Annotated in this window: 11 protein-coding genes; all 11 read right to left on the reverse strand. The window is 43.6% G+C overall.

All coding sequences use genetic code 11. The features are described from left to right. Window positions 1-150: 150 nt before the first annotated feature. Window positions 151-5,757, reverse strand: coding sequence for a golvesin C-terminal-like domain-containing protein (locus MKX35_RS18635; protein ID WP_076299845.1), 5,607 nt, complete (start codon window positions 5,755-5,757; stop codon window positions 151-153). A 297-nt stretch (window positions 5,758-6,054) separates the two neighbouring features. Further along, window positions 6,055-7,263, reverse strand: a complete 1,209-nt coding sequence (locus MKX35_RS18640) for an SGNH/GDSL hydrolase family protein (protein ID WP_076299844.1) — start codon at window positions 7,261-7,263, stop codon at window positions 6,055-6,057. Window positions 7,264-7,280: 17 nt separating this feature from the next. Continuing rightward, the gene (locus MKX35_RS18645) at window positions 7,281-9,497 is read right to left on the reverse strand and encodes an FAD-dependent oxidoreductase (RefSeq protein WP_081382925.1); all 2,217 of its coding nucleotides are present in this window, start codon (window positions 9,495-9,497) and stop codon (window positions 7,281-7,283) included. A gap of 99 nt (window positions 9,498-9,596) precedes the next feature. Further along, window positions 9,597-11,222, reverse strand: a complete 1,626-nt coding sequence (locus tag MKX35_RS18650) for a response regulator transcription factor (protein WP_256716326.1) — start codon at window positions 11,220-11,222, stop codon at window positions 9,597-9,599. Continuing rightward, a complete protein-coding gene (locus MKX35_RS18655; RefSeq protein ID WP_076299841.1) occupies window positions 11,219-12,958 on the reverse strand; it encodes a sensor histidine kinase in 1,740 nt (579 codons plus the stop codon). Before MKX35_RS18655 ends, MKX35_RS18650 begins: the two co-directional genes overlap by 4 nt. A gap of 291 nt (window positions 12,959-13,249) precedes the next feature. Next, entirely contained in the window at window positions 13,250-14,836 is a 1,587-nt protein-coding gene (locus MKX35_RS18660; RefSeq protein WP_076299840.1) for an extracellular solute-binding protein, read from the reverse strand. A 66-nt stretch (window positions 14,837-14,902) separates the two neighbouring features. Then, the gene (locus MKX35_RS18665; RefSeq protein WP_042188438.1) at window positions 14,903-15,772 is read right to left on the reverse strand and encodes a carbohydrate ABC transporter permease; all 870 of its coding nucleotides are present in this window, start codon (window positions 15,770-15,772) and stop codon (window positions 14,903-14,905) included. A 13-nt stretch (window positions 15,773-15,785) separates the two neighbouring features. Beyond that, a complete protein-coding gene (locus MKX35_RS18670; RefSeq protein WP_042188436.1) occupies window positions 15,786-16,733 on the reverse strand; it encodes an ABC transporter permease in 948 nt (315 codons plus the stop codon). A gap of 350 nt (window positions 16,734-17,083) precedes the next feature. Continuing rightward, on the reverse strand, window positions 17,084-17,233 hold the full coding sequence (locus tag MKX35_RS18675; protein ID WP_231573272.1) for a hypothetical protein: 150 nt from the start codon (window positions 17,231-17,233) through the stop codon (window positions 17,084-17,086). A gap of 18 nt (window positions 17,234-17,251) precedes the next feature. Further along, a complete protein-coding gene (locus MKX35_RS18680; RefSeq protein WP_076299839.1) occupies window positions 17,252-17,833 on the reverse strand; it encodes a TetR/AcrR family transcriptional regulator in 582 nt (193 codons plus the stop codon). A gap of 92 nt (window positions 17,834-17,925) precedes the next feature. After that, window positions 17,926-18,936 (reverse strand): fumarylacetoacetate hydrolase family protein, encoded by a 1,011-nt coding sequence (locus MKX35_RS18685; RefSeq protein ID WP_076299838.1) that lies wholly within the window; start codon window positions 18,934-18,936, stop codon window positions 17,926-17,928. Window positions 18,937-18,958 lie beyond the last annotated feature (22 nt).

Genomic DNA, 18,958 nt, shown 5'->3' on the forward strand with positions numbered 1-18,958 from the left:
TTAGCTAGGATTTCTGAAGCACTACTACCTGTTCGTGTAAATATCACTCAGTTGAGAGCCTTGAAAGATTAGCATTTTGCATAGTTCAATACTAAATTCCAAGAAATAAAAAAGCCGAATGGATCGTTCTCATCCACTCAGCTCATAGGTTTATTTTACAATAATCTGTATAGTATCACTTTCCGTTGTTCCACTTCCATTCATAAACTCACAGCGATATTGATAGATGCCAGGCGATTTCCCTGAAATTTGTGTAGTGGCCGATTGAGCACTTGGTGTTTGTGAAGATAAAGATTGCGTTTCAATAAGTTCGCCATTTTCATATAATCGATACTGTGTTGCGTTCGTGCCCCACCACATATTAGCAGTAATGTTATAGTCCCCATCTTGATCCCAGTTGTCACTAGACAAAACAGGTTTGCCGGGCATCGCATCAGTCACGGTGACGGTGTGTGGATCACATGAAGTCGTTCCATACAAATTCGATAACTCACATGTATACACATAGGTTCCATTCGGCTTTCCTTGAATAGGCATAATGGAAGTCTGAGCAGCTGGCGAAACATCGGCGAGTGACTTCGTTTGGATAAATTGGCCATTCTCGTACAGCTTATACAGTGTGCCATTGTTTCCCCACCACATATTCATCGTAACCTCATAATTGCCATCATGTAAGCCTGTCGCAACACCGCTATTATTCGATAGTGTCGGTTTACCTGGCACCCCATTTGCAAGCAACGGCAGACTACTGGAATGGCGTTCGAACTTGACTGCATCAGCCCTGGTATAAATCATATCGGCAGGTAGAGTTGGCGGATCTACCGTTGTCGGAGTAACCCTTGTTAAACGAACATACTCGCTACCGTCTCCAGTAAAGTCGAACGTTCCTAGATTAACCCAACCCGACGAGCCAACGGTTGCATCGATATACGTGACCTCGGTAACCGACTGATGCTTCACTTCCACTTTGACATAATTGTCATTTGCCGTCGTATGGACGAGCTTGTAGATGGAGACCGTATATTTCCCCTCTGGAAACTGGCCTTTCCACGTCGCTGAGGATCCTTGAACGGTAGAGTAACGGGACTTCACACCAATTTTGTATCCGGCTAAATTGCTTTGGCTCCAAGACCCTTCTGTCGTGTACAACCCAGTCGTATTCGTGCTGTCGACAATAACCGTTAATTCCCTGATCGCAATTGTCAAAGGCGGTGTTGTTAAGGTCACCCCGTCAATCGTTACAGTGGCCCATACCTCAATGTGATCCTTTTCCCCGTCGAGACTTAGAAGGGTCAACAAACCGCTACTGTCCACTTCAGCCAGATCGGTTCGATCAACGAAATACTGCACATTTGCCTGTGATAGATCACCAATCAGACCATTATCCAAATAGCCGGTTACGCTTAGTTGTGCGGTTTGAGTCATCTGCAGTTCGTTCCGATCCGACAGGATCACCGCAGACTCCAATTGCGGTATCTTGTTCGGGTCCACCCACATCATCGCATCGGCGACTACCCGTGACTTATTGGCCTTATTGGTTAATTCCACGTACCCACTATCGCCTGCTGCAAAAGGATAAGCACCCAGGTACACCCAAGTCCCATTGGCCGCTGTCTCATCTACGGTAACCGTCTCGGAGCCTCCGCTATAATAAACGGTAAATGAGGCATTCGTTGCCCAATTTTCACTGGCAGCGGTTATTTGCGGAAGCTTATAGTACACACTGTAAGTAACACTTTCCGGCAGATCAGGTCGCCAAACAATTCTGCTTGTCGCTGTGCCGGCAGTCGATTTGGCATACACATAGTTATCATAATAATAGTCGTTAGCCGTTGTATCCCGTATCCAGACGCCTTCTGTCTCTGCCTCCGTATTATCCACAATGATAGATGAACCCTCCTGCCAATCCGGTTGAACTGGAGTTTCGGTTACCTGATCAGGCAGATAGAGTGTCCGCTTGCGAGTCTGTTTCCCGTCCGATTCCACATAATAAGTGAAGGTTTGGGATAAATCGTTTACCCGTATCGACCATTCCATCGGATAGATCTTATCTGGAATGGTTGTATACGTAGCCCCGCCATCCAAGGAATAATGGATCGTCGCTGGTTTCGTCGTTTTTGCCTGCACATAAGCATCGTAGGCCGTTTCGTCGGGCTTGACGATCAGCATGCCTTTAACCGCATCTATTGGACTGTGGATATCGAAGAAATAGCTTGCATCCGATGTATCAGTAGTTCTGACCTGGTGCAGCGGCACTTCAATGTTGAGTCCTTCCACAATGATAGCGGTTATTCCCTTGCTTGAAACCGTGGCTTGAATGATTCCGCCACTCATAACCGCTTGCTCTGGTGTGCCATTGTCGCGGATGATGGTTACGGTATAATCTTGTGCCGGGTTGAACCCAATGATTTGCGCATTCAATTCGATCGGAGTCTGGACTTCAGCTGAGGATTCGTTGCTTAACCCGATGTAGAATTTATTCCCGCTCTCTCCCGTTATCCAGTTCAATTGAGGATTGTTGGTCTGAATTATCCCCTTAGGCATCCAGAGCCAAACGTCGGAATTACCGTAAAAATTCCCTGGTTTATTTCCATAGAGGTGATATTTGAACCATAAAAAATTAGTTTCAAATACAGAAGGAAATGTAATACTTCCATTCGATTTCAACGATTGCTCGCTGATCAAATAATCCATCGTTTGCCCGAGTTGTCCCGGTATATGGTGATAATAGATGGATGTAGCCCCGCTTGGGCCTTCTAGAGGAAACTCCGGTTCAAGTTGACTAACGGCGAAGCCCTTATAGTAATAACCTGGATAGCTCGAATATCGACCAATAACCGCATTATGAGCAATATCCTGTAGTAGTTTATCACCTGTATAGAGCGACAATCTCAGCATGAATGGAGCTTCCTGAGCATTCATCCGATAATAACCAGTTGTACTTCCCGCTTCAAACGTCAATCCATTGGGAGAGACAAGCCAACTATCCGCTTGTACGCCTCCGGCTACATCTTCTGGGAGCTTGATCCGAGGATATTGATATTTACCACTTTCCGGCCAATGGAACGACTCCGCGTAATTATACGTCTCAGGCTGCGGAATCGTAACGGCACCTTCTGGAACCGGACGAGCAACGAACATCGTTGCATACCGTTTGGCTTCTTTATAAGCAGCATTCAAGTATTTGGGTTCCTGAGTTTCCTCGTAAAGCTCCAAGATCTCCATCCACAGCTTGCTATAATAATAAATGAACTCATTTTTACTCACATTTACGGATGCAGGCTTATCAATATGCTGCATGATATAGCTGTCGGCTGCAGCCTTGGCAGCCTGTAAATACTGCGCATCTCCCGTCATACGATACATCATCAGGGGCTGAATGACAGGACCCCGGTCTTTCTGGTCAGGATCACGCACGAGGTACTCTTCCTGTGCCAGCGCTCCAATTCCTGCCGTAGTCCCCAGCATCTGATTGACAGCGGCTACGCTTGAAAAATCAAACGGCAAGGTTGCCATTTTCCATAACGACGGCACACCGTATACTGGCTTCTGCGTCGGCGACCAACCTATACCATTTCGCGATAAGCCATACTGGACGGACGGCAATGCTCTTGTATCGTAAAGCTGGTCATCCCCAGTCAAATAGTAAGCCCCCAAAAGAACCGCATTCGAGCTTGTTCGAACACTATCCTCGTTTTCGATGTCAATAAAGCCCTTGGCACGGCTCCACCATCCGCTGGGTGACGGGACATAATCAACAGAGTCATCCCCTTGCGGCTCTATCTTAAGTAAATCGATCATATTGAACATCGCGTCAGTAAGCGACTGATCTGATACATTTTCCCGGTATGCGGAATAACTGTACTCATTGCGAAGAATATCCGCGTAGGACTCATACAAATTGCTTTTTTGAGCGATTAGTCCCATATGAAATTTATAAGTGCTTTCTGCGGCCATTTGCGAATAAGTCCCTAATTGAGGAGCATACAAGATTGGCTGCACGCTGCCTTCGTTGTTGACAAGGCTCATGCCAAGCCTTTGTTTCGTAACACCTCCCGTCGGTTCAAATTCAACCGGAAGCTCATCCGAAGGTACAAATACCCCATACGTCAATGGATTGCCCGAACCGTCATTCTTTTCAACCAGACTCATTGGAGCGCTTAGCTCCCTTAAGCTTGTTGATTCCACCGAACCTACCATTTTGGCGTGTGACCTGAAACCATTTAATACTTCATTGACGCCAGAGATCTGCTCTGTTGTGAAAGACTGATAGCCGATCACGTAATTGCCATCCCGGCGGGGTGTAAAAGCGAAGGAAACATCAGGTTTGTCCCCTGACATGGACCAGTTCACTTGTAAATCGTAATCGCTTCCATGTGAAGAATCGGTTAATATCGCCGTGTGGCTGTCAGGGAAATCAATCTCGTCGAATGTAATCCAGCGTTTGTTCATCGTATCGTAGTAATTGGTTAGACTCCCCGCATTTCCATCCATTAAGACCCATTGCTCTTCAAGTCTTTCCGCCACATTATTGACAGGCACCCAGTTCCCCGTATCCGTGTCCTTGTAGAACATATCACGAACGATGGATTTGCCACCATCCCAAGCTGCTTCATAGAAGGTTACTTTGTAGCTGGCATTCTCGATGCTGCCTTTTTCCGTGTAACTGAGATTCGCCAATGTACGGCTGCGCAGCGGAGGCAACGGCGGAGCTTGCTGCCGGATATTCCCTTCAAACTTGACCGCATCGGCCCGCGTAACGATCTTTCCGGTCGTAGGTTGCGTTCGAGTCAGTCTGACAAATTCGCTATCATCACCACTGAAATAATAGGACCCCAAATCAACCCATCCGGCCGATGGGCCCGACGAGGGCCTCAGATCCATGAACATGACATCCGTAACCCCATTGTGAACAATTTCAATTTTAACATTACTGTCTGCTTTATCCGCCCAATCAAGTTTGTTGAATGAAATTTTCGCCGTTCCTGCTTCCAATCGCGGATTCCATGTGATGCTTCTTCCTACTGCATCGGTAAATTTGGAACTGGAATTATTATATCCCTTCACTCCCGTACTTGTAGTCCAATAAGGAGCGGAGAACCCGTTATTTGCGTTATCTACATCAGTGGTGACGACATCATCAATCGTGATGCTTCCATCATCAATGATGATCGTCTTATGCGGCTCTTTTTGCTGAATATTCCCTTCGAACTTGACTGCATCAGCTCGCGTAATTATCGTGCTGGTTGTGCTGGTAGACCGAGTTAATCTAACGAATTCTTTACCAACTCCGGAAAAATAGTACTCTCCCAAATCAACCCATCCCGCAGGAGCACCAAATGAAGGCCGCAAATCCATATAGAGAACATCGGTCGTTCCATTGTGGACGATTTCAATTTTTACATTGCTATCTGCTTTATCTTCCCAATTAAGTTTGTATAACGAAATTTTCGCCGTTCCCGCTTCCAATCGTGGATTCCAGGATATCGCTCTGCCTGCTGTACTCGTATATTTAGAACTGGAGTTATCATATCCCTTCACCCCTGTACTTGTGGTCCAATTCGGAGCTGAATATCCGTTGTTCTCGTTACCCACATCAGGTGTCACAACATCATTGATCGTGATGCTCCCGTCATCGATGATAATCGTCTTATACGGTAAGGGCTCCGCGTATGCGGTCCTTATTCCGACTAGGCTGAAAGGAACTAATATCGTCACGATGAAAACGATTAAGAAAAACAGCTTCCTTTTTATCATACAACTCACAGCCTCCCTTGTGTTGATAACGCTTTCAAAATAATGTTGCCCTCCTTTGTTCGAAGATCGTATAGAAGCAATTAGCCTTATCCTTCTGACTAAGCCCGCTCTGTCGGTTTTATCATAGCATGTTACAGAACTGTGAAATTTCTTTAATTTTAAGAATTTCTTATAAGATTTTAAGCAAGAAGAAACGACTTTGTCGTCCTTTAAAAAAGAGACCTACATCATAACTGTCCGCTCAACTGCAGTCAGTTATGATGTAGGTCTACCAATTGTACAAAGCCTAATGATTAATTATAATGGCGGCTGCACTAATAACAACTTCCCAAGCTGAATCACCGTTTGATCATACCAATCTGGATGCTGCCTAACGTGCTCTCTACTTCGTTCATTGCCGCATGCCTCAAACACGGCCGCTTTGTCTGTCTTCTCGGTATCGATTTCAAAGCGAACCGTATGTTTTCCATTCGGGAGCTCCGGCAAGAATACATACTGATTTCGATTATGATCGTTGTGTAGTGTGAATCGATCGATAATAAAGGGTTCCCCACCATCCACCGACACCTTCAATCTGCCAGAATCAGGCCCACCGATATCGAATAACCCGATATGGGTGCCCTCGAACTGCACCGTGATAGCCTCTCCAGGATCGACTGCTCGCCATAGGCCGGGGAACAACCAATTGTACTCGCGCACTAAAGCAAAATCATCGGGCGTCATGTAAGACCATCCTGCGGAAAAAGTAGTAAGACTATCCAGTGACAGCATGGTCGCATACTCCCAAGGATTAGCCGGAACCAACGGATTCTGAGGTAAGTGATGTACTAACCTTCCCTGATGACCTCTGAGTTCGATAATTACCTCAAATGACCGGGTGATCGTATCCGTGTAAATCTGGTGTCCTTCGGGAATAGTCGGATGGATCGAATCATGCGTAAAAACAACGGCTCCAGAAATGGACACGTCTTCCCTTGAGGTAAAAACGAGTTTTCCCTCCGACACCAAGTGACTGACCGCTACGCCCAGATGAATCGAAGGAATACCATAATAGTCGGCCACTTCCTCTTGCATTAGAGCCCCCTTCTGGTATTCCCCAGACTGAAATAAGGCCACATCCCGCTCCTTCAGCGTATAAACGAACAGGATATCGGTAAACCGGCTCCGCTTGCGGATCTGACGGACAATCCCTTCGATCCGCGCCTTGGATTCGGGATCTCCGCCATCGTTACCGACAAATTCAACAAATACTAGATCAGGCCGATGACGCAGTACATCTGTCTGCAAACGTGCACAGCCCAAATCCGATCCTGTTCCATTAATGCCTGCATTCACAGAGCGGATATCCGCCTTAGGGTATTTCTCACGAAGCCAATCCGCTGTCATAACCCTGTAGCCTTCAGAACGGGTATTACTGCCGCCGAAATAGACGATTGTTACGGTATCCCCATTTTCCAATTTCTGAATTATATTGGGGAGCCCATTACGCGGGAATAATTCCTTCATCGTTACTTCACCTGACCTCATTTATCAATTTTAGGAGCAAACAATTTTACTGCAAACACTTCAAAATAAGGCGAACCATACGTTGCGCAGAAATTAATCCGGATTCGGGTTACATGTTTCGCATCCACCTTATGTTTATTCAACGTGAGATAATTCCCACGAGTTATGATTGTCCTCTCGGTTCCGTCTTCTAAGGTCAAGGTCATATCATAATCTTGGATAAGGGACTCGATCGGGTCGTTGAAATGCTCCAAATCCAACTGTGAATTGAAAACAAGATGGATTTCGTCTACATTTTTGGGGCTTGCAAAACAGAATTCCAACCATTCCTGTTCTTCCGTACGTTCAGAAATCCAGCCGTTCGGTAGACCATAAGGTCTGGAGAAGCCGTTGACGACATTCTCGGGATTATACATACTCTGGGACGGTAACAGATCCTTGAAGCAAATGCTCTTATTGAATTTCTTCAGCCTGGACGGCTCTTCCGGCCTATAATGGAAGCTGACCGCTCCTGTTATTTTTTCTTCATTGCCGTAGACGGCAAGGCTCGCCGTACCTTCCAATACGATGTAGATTTTGTCGTCAGCCGGTTTCTTGCAGCCCAAATTTAGCGTAATCCAGTCGTCATGACCGGCTGCAATATCCAAGCGGTAATCTTTCAACTCGCTGGTGGGAATGTAGTTTTCCTTCCGTTCCCCGGCAAACAGCTTTACATGCAAAGTTTCCGAATGCTCGGACCTATTTTTAATTTTGATCCGTACACTTTCAGCCACGGATGTCTGAATCGGCAAGACCAAACATAACCCTTTCTCCAAGGGAATCTCTTCAGTTGGATGAAGATTATCATAGCTGCGCTGAGACGAGGCACGAATAGTTAATCCGTCAGCGAAGTAAAGATTCAATTCCTCTTGAAGCCCTACAATCGTTTGGCCATCTCGAAGCAGCAGCGCCTGCAGCTCCTCCATATGAGATTCGACTATGGCCGCAGGGTCTATCTCATATTTCAAGCATAACGAAGCTGCCGTTCCAACCGCCTGCCCCATACAACCGCAGGTTGCCATTACCCTAGTAGATCCGAAAGCCACATGGGTAGCACTTATATTGCGACCAGCGAACATGAGATTAGGAATATTTCGTGAATATAAACTGCGGAAAGGGATATTGTACAATCCAGGCACGAAATTCCATGCTGTAGCTGGCCCCTCATCGTAGATGCCCTTATTCGCATGTAAATCCATATACCATCCACCGACGGATACAGCATCTTCGAAATGCGGCTTTGCTGTAAGATCGTTCTGAGACAACATGTGGTCCCCTATGAACCGCCTCGACTCCCGCTTTCCAGGAATCGGGCATACATAATCCAAGATGAGATTGTCTACATCATCAAATTCGCCGCTATTTTTGATATAATCCCAAATCCCGTACACCAATTTCCGCAGTTCCAATGCGATGTCTTCATTATTCTTGATAATATCCATATGTCCACCGTATTCCAGCCACCACAATCCGCCAAGCCCATTGATTTTTCTTGGTAAAGCCCGATGGTTTAAGCCTTTTCTGATACTATCGAAAAAAGCCAACTTCGTAATATCATACGCAAAGCCAGGCCTTTTGAATGGAACGGAATATTCTACGTCACGGGCTTGAAACAGGATCGTATCGCCCATGGTGTAATGGTCCGCCACTTCAGGAGCCAATTCTTCCATGTATTCATGCTTCGCTTCTCTCCCCCAGCGGAAGAGAGCACCTGCTTGAAATCCGACAACTCCATCTCCGGAGCAATCAATGTAGGTTCGGCTTTCGAAACGAAATTTTCTTTCGGAAGCCAATTGAAGGCCCTCCACCCATTTAATTCTGCCGTTCTCCATGCCCGTTTCATGCACGCATGTATTCAGAAATAGAGAAATGTTAGGCTCAGCATAAACCATATCCAACAAGACCGTATCCGAAAGCGAAAGCATAAGCTTCTTGTTGTATAACGGATTATAGTGAAAAATCTTCAACTTGAGTTCTTCCACCAATCCGCCCTCGCGTGCATAATAGGATGGACTGTTTCCGAGATATGCTGACCCGTTGATATGAACCCGGACCTCGCTGCTCGCATTTCCTCCAAGAACCGGCCGATCATTAATAAGTGAAACCTTCAGCCCTTGGCGTGCGGCAGCAATGGCAGCGCATATCCCAGCAATACCTCCGCCTACGACGGTTACATCTGCTTTAATAAGCTCCATTTTGATAACCTCCATGATTAGATCCTTCTATCATGGTAAGCCTTTTGATGCCCTTTTTTTTACATGATTTCGCGAGAAATTTATACATTTTTTGCAACCTTATTTGGATTCATACCGTGTCATTTTTATCCGATATTGCTTAGGCGTATCACCCGTATATTCTTTAAATAATTTGCAAAAATAACCTTCATTCACAATTCCTACTTCCTCGCACAATTCCAATAAAGAATAATCCTGAACATTTAACAGCTCGAGAGCTAAGTGAATTTTTTTGCGGTTGATGTAGCTGATAACGCCCTCGTTCATTGTTTTTTTGAATAAGCTGCTAAAATACGATGGAGCTAAATTCACTTCCTCAGCAATCGCCTCCAGCGTTAATCTCTGTTTCAGGTTTTTCTCTATAAACCGCATAGCACTCATGATTTCTATACGATGTAAAAGTTGGCCAGCGTGTACATATTCGAAGGTGAAGTCGCCAATATAGGCAAGCTGCTCCCGAAATGTCATGAATTTTATGGGAAACTCTGATGCATCCGTGGTCAACGAGTTCCCCGATTTAAATTTCGCAGTAATGTCTCTGTACAAGCCTTGAAGCATAGGTGCCATGATGGACTTATGAATTTTATAATCCGTCACAAATTGGTTTAAAGCAGAGAGTTCTTTTTCCAGCTCTTCCTTGGAAACTTTCCTTTGTACCCATGTGAGAAAATCAGCCAGTTTCAGCTGAAAGTCCTCCTTTTTTTCATTACGGTAATGGAACCGATGCATGGGTGTTTTGACTACTTTCTCTTCATGATAATAGAAATCCTCACTCACGATATTAGCTTCCATGTAAGCTTGTTTGATAGATTCCCAGCCTCGGTGCGGACCTCCAAAAGCGACGGATACCCTTTGATTCAAATATTGATGTATATGGGAGACGATCTGACTGCCCAATGAATGGCAAGCATATTCCGTGTCCATATCGCTGCGATTATTTTCCCAGGAAAGAAAGCCAATAAAACGATTATCGGATAGATCCGCAGCTACACCTCTGCCACCGTTCACCACAGTTTCTTCAATTATATTCGTAATCGCATATTTCAAGATGTTTTGATCAGACGCTGAATAATCGTTTCGGAAACTTTCATACAGATTCATTTCAACAATGAAGCAGCAATAGTTGGCTTGAAAGAAATGGAATTGCATGCGATTGGCAAAATCCGATGCCCGATGAGAAGGAATTTCGCCTCTGATAAGCTCGTTAAAAAATTGCTTGCGGACTCTATATTTATTTTCAAGTACGGATACGTTTAACGATTGAAATTCCGCTTCTTTTTTCTTAACCTCATTTAAAATCCCGGCTGCCTTATCTAAAGCGCGATCTAAATCTGCTTCCCTGAGCGGAACCTTAACAATGTACTCCAATACGTTGGCTTGAATAGCTCTCTGAGCGTATTCAAAGGATGAATAGGCAGTCAAAAGAATGTATTGGGTATGGGGAAGCTTTGGTTTTAGCTGCTCAATCATGGAAATTCCATCCATTCGCGGCATAACGATATCAGATATCACGATATCCGGCTTAAGCTTCTCTATCTCCTCTATCCCCTTCAGCCCATTATTCGCTTTTCCCACTAAATGAAATCGCTTATCCCTATGGGAGAGTTCGTTAAAAAACAATTCCAATCTCTGAATGATTAGATCTTCGTCGTCAACAATGAAGCAGGTGTAGTCTCTCACCATCATGCATCTCCTTTAAACGAGCCTGCTGGGAATAAGGCTTGAACACGGGTTATATCCTTAGGTATGCTTATGATTTGGAGCCCGAACTGTTCTCCGTAGTGGAGTCTGATTCGGTCATGAATATTATTTAACCCGATTCTTTTCCTTTTCACTTCCACATCACTCGGTTCTGAAATCAAAATATGCTTAATTTTATCAGTTGGAATTCCCTCGCCTTGATCCACTACTTCAATGATGACGTTGCCGCCCTCCCTGTACGCATGAATAGTAATAGGGCCTTCGATCCCCCCTCCGTTATAACCATGGAAGATACTATTCTCCACAAGGGGCTGCAGCAGCATTCGAAAAACTGGGAAATCTATTAAATCTGCTTCGATATTTTCAATCAAGTGGAAGTTCCTGTTATAGCGGATGTTCTGAATCGCGATATAGTCCGATACATTTTGCAATTCCTGACGCAGTGAAACCTTCTCCGAAGCATCAGCTATCCCATATTCCAATATTGAAATGAGAGACTCGATCACCACATCTACTTTCTCTATTTGTCCGAGTCGTATGACATTGCTGATAGAACCAAGCGTGTTATACAGAAAATGAGGGTTTATTTGAGACTGAAGCACTTGGATTTCCAGTTTCCGCTCAAGTTCATTATGTAGCTCTGCTCCTCGTATCAGTTCCACAATTTGCTGCAGCATACGATCGAATGCTCGGGAGAGATCTCCAAACTCATCGTTTCGGTTAATCGATATTGTAGTTGTGAGGAGGCCTTGCTCCACCCGCTTCATTTTTGTTTTGAGCGCATAGAGAGGGGTCCTTATATATTTGGCAATAAAAAAGGAAATGAACAGACTTAAGAGAAGACCTGCAGCTAGAAGCCCGATATAATAGGTTTCCAATCTGGACAAAGCAGCTTTCAAGCGTGATTCATCGTTGATCGAGATGATGGTCCAGTTGAATTTCTCCGTCGGTTTTTTCAGAAGGGAGACTGGAATACCATCCTTGGAATGTAGTTGAAGGCTTGTTTCTGTAGTATCCAGAATTTGTTCCGCTGACGTTTCACCGATTGAAAAAGTATGATCTTGAATATTCATGGGTCCTTTATTTTCCGAAAATCCGGCAATGATTTTTCCCGATGCGGTGATTAGAGCCAAATCCATTTGTTCTTTTTTATTAATCTTGAACAAGGTTTCTTCAATGGCATTTAGATCCAAATCTACCGCAATGGCCATAGGAAACGGAGCATTGTTCAGATATCGAACCATCGTAACTGTCCAGCCGGAATATTTAGATTTGTAAGGATCACTGACAAATGTAGTCCTTCTGTTCTTGTCAGCCGCATCAAACAAAGGTTCTCTTTCAGCTAAAGGTTCATCGAATATTCGGGTAGGTGTACTCCCGCCTAGAATGGATAAATCGCTTTTGATCAAATAAATATTACTGACGTAATTACTGTTGAGTTCATACAGCTCTCTTAATTGCTTTTTAATCACTTCTGTATTGTCAATGTTGGCTTTCACCGATGTTTCGACCGAGAACAGGATCGTCTGAAAGGAGGAAAAATTAACTGTGAAATACTGATCTACCTTGTCTAGTATTTGGTTGGTGTAATAAATGTCAGTTTTTCTTATTTCCTTTTGGACATAGTGGTAAGACAATTGACTTATCAAGATTATGCAGCTTAATACAAATGCAAATACGATAAAAAATAATTTTAAAGGCAAGCTGATTCTTCTTCGCATCTATCATCTTCCTTTTAAATCTGTATTAAACAAATAATAGCATATGATAAGAAGAAACGCCTTCGGCGTCCTTTTTAAGGACGATAAGCGTTTCTTCGAAAAATAGGAGGATAAAGTATAAAGTAAAACTTATACTTTCTTATATTTCAATAAAGAGAGGGGCTATTTATAGCCTCTCTCTTTGTTTAAAAGATAAGGAACATTTATATGCTTCGCGCATAAATGTTCCTTATCTTTCTCGCTGAAACGGTACCGTCCTTTAAAAGGACGGCGAAGCCGTTTCTACTTGATTTACTTGATTAAGCCCGCTTCTTTAAATTGCTTGATTACTGTGTCCTTATATTTCTGCATGTCAAACTTGGTATCCAACGTATTGAGGAAATTCTCCCAGTTAGAAAGAGGATCTTTGCCGGTCATAAATTTGACCAAACTTTCATTAATGAAACGCTGGCGGTCAGCTGCCAATGTATCGTTCGGGTCTTCAGTCAATAAATTCCCGGGCAAAGTAGGCGCCACGTATTTCTGATTGTTCTCAAAAGCTTCTGCCGTCTTAGGATTCTGGAAGCTGAAGTACTCAGCATCATCACCACGACGCGGCATTCTATAATGGTCAACCCATAGGTACTTTTCTTTCATTTCCTTTGATAATTCGGAGGTTTTATTCTTGATCTTGCCGTCCACTAAATCCCAATGAATTCCTTTAATTCCGTATGCAAAATTCGGATATGCATCTTTGTCCGTAAAGAGATAATTCAGCATGGACAAGATCCGAATGATTTTGTCCTTATCCGCTTTCTTGGATATGGCCCATGAATTGCCTTGGAACGATTTTCTCTCTACAATTTGATCACCATAAGGACCTATCATTGGAGGAATAACGATCCATTCCGGCACCTCTCCACTGATTTCTTTCATTTTCTGCTGATAATCCGGTTCCAGCCTGCGTGCATCTCTTATCATGAAGCCAACTTTACCCTTAAATAACTTTTGGTCCAACAAATCGGGAGTATTCATTGTCACCCAGTCTGGATCTACAACTTTGGCTTCCATCATATTATTGATATAAGCGAGCGCCTCTTTCATTTTTGGGTCGGTATACAAGAACACCGGTTCATTGTCTTTCACATCAATGGCTGATGGAGGATTGACGCCAAACATCCACATCAAACTATCGAAGCCGTAGGTTTGCAGATTGCCTTCTTTATTCATGCCGCCTATGAATCCGTAAGTATCGTTTTTGCCATTACCGTCCGGGTCTTTCTCTGTAAAGGCTTTCATAACTTCGAATAACTCGTCAGGTGTCGTTGGAACTTCCATATTCAGCTTTTTCAGCCAATCATTGCGAATGAAGAAGCTTCGACTGATACCATTTACATTATCATAACCTGGAACCCCAATGGTTTTTCCTTGATAGGACATCGCCTCCCAGGAGTCGTTGCTAAAACGTTTCTGTAATTCAGGAAATTGATCCAGATACGGTGTCAAATCCGCAAGAACGCCTTGGTCATAATATTGCGCGAGATCAGCCCGGCTCTTTAAGAAAATCAAATCTGGAATATCTCCTCCAGCAATGAGCGTATTTAACTTAGTCGTTGCTTGACCTGATTGAGGAATCATCATTTCCAAGTCGATATTTACTGCTTTCTCCAACATTTGGCGTTGGATATCTTCTTCACGGGGAGGAATCGGAGCAGCAGCATTGAAAGTGCCTTGGTTAAACATCGAAATTTTCAATTTGGTTTCAAAGGGACTAGACTGGCCTTGTGAATTACCCGTAGCTGACGATGTAACCTCTTTTTTGTCTCCACATCCTGACAATACCGTTCCCACACCGACCATTGCTGTCAGAATAGCAAATGTAATCGCTTTACGTTGCATAATGACCTCTCCTTTGCTTCTATATTATCACGGTTTCCCCGTAACAACTCAGGTTGGAATATCTTTTTAACCTTTAACCGATCCCAAGAGTACACCTTTGGTAAAATGCTTTTGCATAAATGGGTAAACGATCAAAATCGGAACTGTAGTCACGACAACTGCTGCCATTTGTATAGCGAACGTACTAACAGCTCCGGTATTGGCAAGCGAATCAGCACTTTGTGTTGCGACGTTAAGCAGGATGTTGCGCAAGATCACTTGAAGCGGCATTAAGTTGGAATCATTGATATAAACAATAGCATCGAAATAACTATTCCAATGCCCGACTGCGTAAAATAAGGAAATTGTGGAAAGGACGGGCAAGGACAGGGGTAAAATGATCCGCCATAACGACTGAAGCTCACTTGCACCGTCTACCCTCGCTGATTCCTCGATTTCAGCAGGCAATTGCTCGAAAAAGCCTTTAATGATCACCAGATTAAATGCACTAATGAGATTGGGAATAATCAATACCCACGGACTGTTTAGCAATCCCAGAGAACGGACTAGTAAATAAGTCGGAATTAATCCTCCCCCAAACATCATGGTAAAGACAATGAATAGTAAAAACGGGCTTCGACCCGGCAAATATTTTTTGGATAACGGATATGCCGCTATTACCGTAAAGAACACATTGAGAGCAGTGCCTACTATCGTTCGAAACAATGTAATTTTATACGCCTGCCCGATACCATGAGAAATGAATACTTCTTTATAGGCTAGAAAGGTAAAGGATTCTGGTATAATAACAATTCCTCTTCTTAACACTTCCGATTCTGGCGTCACTGAAACAGCAACTACATATAGAAAGGGTAGTAAGCAAAGTAGAGCTAGCAAAATAAGAATAAAATAAACGACGGCTTGCCAGACTTTCTCTCCGATTGTCAAATTGATCATATTGATAACCACCTCACCAAATTTGCCCATCGAATTTTTTGGCGAGCTTATTCGCTGCCAACACTAAAACAAATCCGATGACCGCTTTAAACAATCCCACAGCAGTAGCCAAGCCAATCTTAAGTCGCTCGAGCCCTTCACGGTATACCCATGTGTCGATAATGTCGATCTTCTCCTGATTAAAGCTGTTGGCAAACATGAATATTTGGTCAAAACCAGCATCCAGAATATGGCTTAATTTAAGGATCAGCATCAGAATCATCACGCCTCGAATGCCGGGAAGTGTTACATGCCATAGCTGTCTCCATTTGGAAGCGCCATCAATTCTAGCCGCTTCATATAAGCTTGGATCGATTCCTGCTAGTGCTGCAAGGTACAATATCGCTCCCCATCCAATATCCTTCCATATTTCAGATAAGATGATCAGCAGTCTGCCCCAGGCAGGTTCCGTTAGGAATGAGATGGGTTCAACTCCAGCTTCCTTCAAAATCATGTTAAAAAGACCATCCCCTGGGGCTAATAATGCCACCATCATTCCATAAACAATGACCCATGATAGAAAGTGGGGTAAATAAGTGATCGTTTGTACGATTTTCTTAAACCATTGGGTATAAACTTCATTGAGCAGCAAAGCAAGTATGATAGGAGCTGAGAAACCGAACAATAGCTTATACAGCGATATGATTATCGTATTTCTCATGATGTCCCAGAAATAAACGCCGTTCATAAAATCTGTAAAATTTCTAAATCCCACCCATGGACTATCCCATAGTCCCAATGCTAGGTTATAGTTTTTAAAAGCAATAATGATTCCCGCCATAGGAACGTATTTGAAAACGGCAAAGTAAAGTAATGCCGGGAACAAGAGAGCGTACATCACTTTATACTTTTTTATCGTTCTTATCCATGAATTTCGCTTTTTGGTGAGGGGAATGGCGTCCGCTGCCAATTTTGCTTGCATATCATCACCTCGTCTTTATTTATATTTGTATAATAGCATCCCACTACCCGAATAAATTTCTGTGATTTCAAGAATTTCTTATAAGATTTTAAGTAAGTACAGCCTTGGATAATTCCAATACAATAGGCATGATTGTCTTGATTTAAAGCTGTACAATAACTCTGACTCGAAAGTTTGAGTATAGACCAAATACAATCCTGAGGTCTCAAACAAAAAAAGCCCTAGAAAAAATTGGGCTTAATTTAATGAGACATGTTTTTTATATAATGCATCCACGTATTTTATTTTCCATTACTAAAAACTACATTCATGAGCAAAAAAGGCATCCTCCAGCGTGGAAGGATTACCTTTTACTTCTCCAATGTTCCATCAGCAACGATTGTTCCATGCTTAATAATCATCACATCATCAACCGTCGCTGCATGCTCTTCCATTAGATGAATGGATAGTAACACCGAGTTTCCAGCCTCAGCCCGTTCTCGTAAGTTTAGACTTCTCATTAAATAAATCAATAGTGCTTATGACTGAGCCAAAATTCCTTTAACAAACAATGAGACACTGTGCTTGTAGAACTCTTCCTCGGTGACGAGTTGGGATTGATATTGCCGGTGAATCAGCTCGCTCATCTGAAATCCGTAGCACATCGAGAGAAAAGACATTGCGACAAGGCGCTCATCCTGTCTGGCTATAACTTTTTTATTCTGCAAGCGTTGAAAATATTCAACCAGCAAGGAGTGAAGCTTCGCCGGCGGATCGGCTAGCACTCTGTCTAATTCGGGAAGCATTCCTTTGTCGCGGATGCCAATCAAAATGATGTCCGCATTTTTATGGAAAAACAAACGGTACTGCTGGCTTACATTCAGCAGATCAACTTCCGGATTATCGGTCGCGTCCTCTTTTAACAGCTTCTCAAATTGCGGGATATCCGAATGTCTTTCAATGATGGCTTCCAATATGCCTTGCTTGCTTCCAAATTGCCGAAAAATCGTAGATTCATTGACTTTAGCTTCCGTTGCAATGGCTTTGGTGCTTACTCCCCGATAGCCATTCTTTTTGATGAGCTGTGTCGCGGCTTCAATGATTCTGTCTGAAGTTTGCATTGTATTTCTCCTTTTGCATATGTTAATCCTATTCTACTACAAGTTTTGCATATGCAGCAGGGTCGGGGTTCATCATTTTGATAAACGTTTTTTTAAGGCAAATCACTTCTTTTTTCCCAGCGGCTTGGTTCCGTAATCTTGACATGATCAGGCACCAATTGCGTGAGCGTGCCTAATTTATCAAATGTAATCTGGATTCGGTCAGAGGGCAACAGCCATTCTTCGGTCTCGATTGCGCAGCAATCCGGTATCGTCCCCATTCCTATAATTGTGCCCGGGAGTGGCGTGAAAACTTTGAGAATCTCCTCCATCACTTTTGCAGGGTGTGCAGAATACTCGGATGTGCTTCCCTTCCAGTGCAGTCTCTCCCCGATGCGTACATCCACATCCAGTGCCAGCGGGTTGTCGATTTCATCCGGCGTTACCAGAAATGGTCCTATTCCTTTGCTGCGATCGAAATCTTTGCAGCGCGTCGGTCCGGTCATCGCCTGGAAATCCGGCCACTGCACATCGCGGACAGTACTGTCGTTAAAAATAACATAACCTGCAATGCAGTTCCCCTTCCCTGTAACAAAGGCCAGCTCCGGCTCGATATCCAGGTAGGAAGAGTACGAAGGCCAATGAATCGTATCCCCATCGCCAATTAATGCATTATGGTTACACTTATAATAACTGAAAGTTACTTTATTCAGATCTTTCTGGAATTTTTCGGAAATTTTACGTGTAAGCTCTTCTCTTTCCGGCCCTGTATATTCTCTTTGCAGCAGATTTACGCCAGCATTTCTCAGATGTCTTGGCGTCAGCCCGAAATCGATAAGCGCAGCCGGATTCGGAACCGGCGGTAGCAGGTTTACCGCTGCAATCGGGCTGATTTCATTTTCATTGAATTGATGCAACTGTTCGACAGCATATTGCATCATTTCCTTAGCGGCATCATAACTTGCCGGCAAATAATGAAGATAGCTGTCCATACTTTCAAGACTGTCAACGAATGTTCCCTGCTTTTTCATGATTGCGGCAAAAGACACGACAAATTTCTCGTTAATTACAAGCCCAAACAAAGGTTCCTGGGATATTTTGGTTTGAAAGGTTACTAGCTTCATGTTGCAGCGCCTCCATACATGT

The organism is Paenibacillus sp. FSL R5-0923 (genome assembly GCF_038009145.1).
Taxonomy (GTDB): Bacteria; Bacillota; Bacilli; order Paenibacillales; family Paenibacillaceae; genus Paenibacillus_AQ.